General features: G+C 69.8%; 4 protein-coding genes and 2 pseudogenes. 3 read left to right on the forward strand and 3 right to left on the reverse strand.

The genetic code is table 11. The features are described 5' to 3' along the window. Positions 1–224 precede the first annotated feature (224 nt). The 3 genes and pseudogenes from FMEAI12_RS38950 to FMEAI12_RS38955 form a co-directional block, all read right to left on the reverse strand. Positions 225–500: pseudogene (locus tag FMEAI12_RS38950) on the reverse strand (transposase); the annotation flags it as partial. Positions 501–729: 229 nt separating this feature from the next. Next, the gene (locus FMEAI12_RS32950) at positions 730–1,707 is read right to left on the reverse strand and encodes a metallophosphoesterase (protein ID WP_112109048.1); all 978 of its coding nucleotides are present in this window, start codon (positions 1,705–1,707) and stop codon (positions 730–732) included. Between the two features lie 133 nt (positions 1,708–1,840). Beyond that, positions 1,841–1,942 (reverse strand): annotated as a pseudogene (locus tag FMEAI12_RS38955) (cytochrome P450); the annotation flags it as partial. A 335-nt stretch (positions 1,943–2,277) separates the two neighbouring features. Between FMEAI12_RS38955 and FMEAI12_RS32960 the strand changes: the two are divergent. From FMEAI12_RS32960 to FMEAI12_RS32970, 3 genes are read left to right on the forward strand one after another with little or no spacing between them, the layout of a single operon-like run. Continuing rightward, on the forward strand, positions 2,278–2,649 hold the full coding sequence (locus tag FMEAI12_RS32960) for a GntR family transcriptional regulator (protein ID WP_368672133.1): 372 nt from the start codon (positions 2,278–2,280) through the stop codon (positions 2,647–2,649). Beyond that, positions 2,646–3,524, forward strand: a complete 879-nt coding sequence (locus FMEAI12_RS32965) for an ATP-binding cassette domain-containing protein (RefSeq protein ID WP_112109046.1) — start codon at positions 2,646–2,648, stop codon at positions 3,522–3,524. The genes FMEAI12_RS32960 and FMEAI12_RS32965 overlap by 4 nt, the downstream gene beginning before the upstream one ends. Further along, a complete protein-coding gene (locus FMEAI12_RS32970; RefSeq protein ID WP_112109047.1) occupies positions 3,524–4,219 on the forward strand; it encodes a hypothetical protein in 696 nt (231 codons plus the stop codon). The genes FMEAI12_RS32965 and FMEAI12_RS32970 overlap by 1 nt, the downstream gene beginning before the upstream one ends. Positions 4,220–4,410: the final 191 nt, after the last annotated feature.

Raw genomic sequence — 4,410 nt, forward strand, 5'->3', positions numbered from 1 at the left:
GCACCTCACACTTCAACACTCACCGACCCCACCGCTTCCTCAGCCAGCACCCACCCGACTTGCCCCCTGCAGTCGCCCCGCCCCTGGGTCCGCCGTCCGGCGCACCCGCATCCTCGGCGGCATGATCAACGAGTACCGCAACGCGGCCTGACGACCCCCGCAGACGATCACCTCGGCCGCAAAAGACCAGCTCACAGGCCGAAACCCGAATTTTGGAGCCCCGCAAGGTCCACCTCACCCCGCTTCGCGGCCTCGGCGATCAGGCCCTCCAGCAGGGCTTCGAGGACGCCGGCATTCCTCCACTGCCAGAAGCGGTTGTAGACGGTCAGTCAGGCACCGAACTCCCTCGGTATCTCCCGCCACTGCCCGCCCGTCCTGAACCGCCAGACCACGCCCTCGAACTGCAGCCGCAACCGCTCGGGATACGGGCCCTACCTGCCGATCGGCAGGTAGGGCCCGATGAACTCCCACTCCTCGTCCCTCAGTTGCACCCGCGTCATACACGACGATCTACCGGATCAGGCCCCGCCACGAGAGCGAATCCCACCAACAGATCAAGGACTAGCCTCCCGTCAACTATCAGCCGGAACCGAAACGTCAAGAATCAGCTGGGACTGGACAACGGGCCTGGGACCGCGCTGCACGGCCTATCGTGTCGGCGGGTGGACAGCTGATGGATCTGGATCCGGTTGTCCGTTCTTCACCAGCTCGTCCGTTCCCGCTGCCCGGTCAGCTCGCGGGGACCGTTCTCGGTTCCCAGGAGAAGACGCCCGGAGCGGTGGGGTCGACGGTCACCCGCAGCCAGGTGGCGGCGGTGGACCCGAAGGTCTCCAGCCGGGTCAGGTTGGCGACGCCGGCGTACGCCGGCTCCACCTCGTAGACGTGCTCGTCGCCGTGCACCAGGAGGACCGGCTTACCGTAGGCGCGGGTCTGGTCGACGATGCGCTGCCGGATCTCGGCGAAGCCGGGGGTGTCGAGCGGTTCGGCCTGCATCAGGAGCAGCACGCCCGCCGCCCGGGTGCGGTCGGCGGTCTCGAAGGCTCCGTCGATCCAGTCCAGCGCGGCGGCCTTGCGGGCCTCGAACTCGGCCAGCCGAACGGTGGGCTGGTCGCCGCCGGGCAGCTGGGCCCACGGTTCCAGATCGTTCTCGCTGCCGACGACGTGCACCGCCGCGAAGACGACCCGGCCCTCCGTGAAGCGCACGTTCTCGACGTAGGCCGGGTGGGCGGCGTCACGGGCCTGGGTGAACACCGGCATCGGGTGCTGTCCGAGCGTCTTGCCCGGGTCCGGGAAGAAGACCTCGCGCACCGCCTCCAGCCGCTCGGTCGGAAGGTAGCCGCCCGCGGCGGTGCGGTGGCAGTCGGTCCACTCGTTGTCCCCGGGCGTCAGGACGAACGGGTCGTCGAACGTGCCGAACAGCGCGGCCAGGTCGGCGAAGCGGGCGTCGTCGCAGGTCGAGGAGCCGTTCTTGACGTCGCCGGCGTGCAGCACCAGGCGCACGTCCGGGTCTGTGTCGATCGTGTCGACGAGGGCCGGGAAGGCCGCCCGCTGGTCGTCCCCGTAGGGCGTGTCGCCGAGCAGTGCAAAGGTGAAGCCGGGGCCGGTGGGGCCGCTGCCGGGACCAGCGGCCTGTCCGGCACCAGCCGGGAGCAGCCCGGCGGCGAGGGCCGACCCGACGGCGAGGGAAGCCAACATCTTTCGTCGCATGCCGCGACTCTTCACCGCCACGACCACCCGCCGATGACAGCGGTCTTTCCGCCGAGCGACCGCTCGTCAACCAGTCCGGAATGGCCGCGACCATGCGGTTGCTGAGCGCATAGGCGGCGCATAGGTGGTAGATCGGTAGCGTCTCCCAGCCGCGCGTTGTCGGCATCGACGACAGCGCGACGTTGCCCCAGTCGACATCCCACCGCGGGATGCGCTTCAAGATCTCCTCGAGGCTTCCGTCGGATGTCTCACCTGCCGCAAGCCTCACCTCACCTGCCAGCCGCTTAGGTGGCTCTTCAGCAGCCTCATGCGTAGCCGGCGGTCCAGACCCGGTCCGGTGCCGGTGCGGTGAAGTCCCGTCCGGCCAGGTCCGGCGGCAGGTGCGCGTCCCGGTCCCGGCGGGTCAGGCTGACCCTGCGGCGGCGGTGAACACCCTGTAGGCCAGCCTGCCCCAAAGAGCCCAGGCGTGAACAGGAACGGGTCACCTTCAGTCCGGACGGGTTTGACAACGCCCGCCCGAGCCTCCACGGTTAGTTACATGAGTAATGGACCGACGAACCGCGGCGCGCGGTGGTCGGCGTGAAGGACGACGGACGGCCGCTGTTCCTCCAGATCGCCGAGCAGATCGAGAACTCGATCGTCGACGGGAGCCTGGCCGCGGACACGCAGGTGCCCTCCACCAACGAGCTCGCGGCCTTCCACCGGATCAACCCGGCGACCGCGGCCAAGGGCATCAACCAGCTCGTCGCCGACGGGATCCTCTACAAGAGACGAGGCATCGGCATGTTCGTCGCCACGGATGCCCGCGCGCAGCTGCTGGAGCGGCGGCGCGGGGACTTCACGCGGCAGTTCCTCGCCCCGCTGATGGCGGAGGCGGGCAAACTCGGCATGGACGCCGAGGAGATCAAGAAGCTGATCGACGTCTGGGAGCCCGAACGATGAACGTCGTGCGGATGGCCGGGGTGACCAAGCGCTACGGCGACGTCGCCGCGCTCGACGGCGTGAGCCTGGAGCTGGCCGAGAACACGATCCACGGTCTGCTGGGCCGCAACGGGGCCGGGAAGACAACGGTGATGCGGATCCTCACCGGGCAGGCGTTCGAGACCGGCGGGGAGGTGGAGGTCTTCGGGCAGCACCCGTACGAGAACGCCGACGTGCTCTCGCGGGTGTGTTTCATCAGGGAGAGCCAGCACTACCCGGACAAGTTCCGGGTCAGGCACGCGCTGCGGGCCGCCGAACTGCTTTACCCCCACTGGGATCCGGCGTTCGCCGCGGCACTGCTGGCGGACTTCGCGGTACCGGTCGACCGGCTGCTCCGCAAGCTCTCGCGCGGGCAGCTGTCCGCGGTCGGGGTGATCATCGGGCTGGCTTCGCGGGCCCCGCTGACCCTGTTCGACGAGCCCTACCTCGGCCTCGACGCCGTCGCGCGGCAGCTGTTCTACGACCGGCTGCTGGCCGACTACGCCGAGCACCCGCGCACGGTCGTGCTCTCCACACACCTGATCGACGAGGTCAGCGACCTGATCGAGCACGTCGTGCTGCTGGACGCGGGCCGAGTGCTCATCGACGCCGAGGCCGAGACGCTGCGCGGCGAAACCGTCGCGGTCACCGGCCCCGCCGGCGCCGTCGAGCGCTTCGTCGCCGGCTACGACGAGCTGCACCGGGAGCAGGTCGGCGGCTCCCTGCGCGTCACCCTCGCCGGCGCCGGGAACCGGCTCGAACCCGGGCTGGACTTCGAGCCGGTCTCGTTGCAGCAGCTCGTCGTCCGCACCACCCAACGCAACCGCCGGCCGGTCGCCGCCGGGAAGGAGTCCTGATGCCCCGCGTGCTCGACGTCGTCCGGATCCAGCTCGTCCACTGGCCCGCGCTGCTGGGCTACCCGCTGCTCGCGCTGGCCGCGATGCCGCTGCTGGGCTGGGGCATCGACGTCTCGAACGGCGAAACCGCGCGCGGCGCACACGAGATCTACCTGCTGCCGATGCTGTTGGGCGCGATCGCCTCCGCGCACCTGCAGACGATGACGCAGGTGTTCCCCTTCACACTGGGGCTCGGCGTCACCCGCCGGGCGTTCGCCGCGGCCACCGCACTGGTCGTCCTCGGCCAGGCGCTGCTCCTCGGGCTCGGGCTGGTGGCGTTCGACATCGTCGAGCGGCTGACCGGCGGCTGGGGACGGGAGACGCGGATCTTCGGGCTGGACGTGCTGGGCCACGGCAACCCGCTCGCGCTGTGGCTTGTCTACAGTGGACCGCTGGTCGCGGTGTCCGCGATCGGGGTGCTGGCGGGGGTGGTGTTCCAGCGCTGGCGTCATACCGGGATCTACCTCACCATTTTCGGCAGCGTCGTGCTGCTCGTCGCGATGGGTGCCCTGGCGAAGACGCAGAACTGGTGGCCCTCGATCGGGAGCTTCCTCGGTGGCCAGCCCTCGCTCACGCTGTTCACCGCGTATCCGCTGGTGTTCGCGCTGGCGCTCGGCGGCGCGGCGTGGCTGGTGCTGCGGCGCGCGACCGCCTGAGCGGGTCACCGCCAAGTCCCGGGACTTGGCGGTGACCCTGTGGGGCTCCAGAACCCCGATTCGGGCGGTGACCTGCGCGTTTACCCGCCGGACAGGGCCCGCCTCGGGCAGGCTGGATGGTCATGGTGTGGTCGCTGCTCTACGCCCTGACACGCAACGCTCTCGGACTGATGTTGCTCCGCGTGCGTGGC

Source organism: Parafrankia sp. Ea1.12 (assembly GCF_900465275.1).
GTDB classification, from domain to species: domain Bacteria; phylum Actinomycetota; class Actinomycetes; order Frankiales; family Frankiaceae; genus Parafrankia; species Parafrankia soli.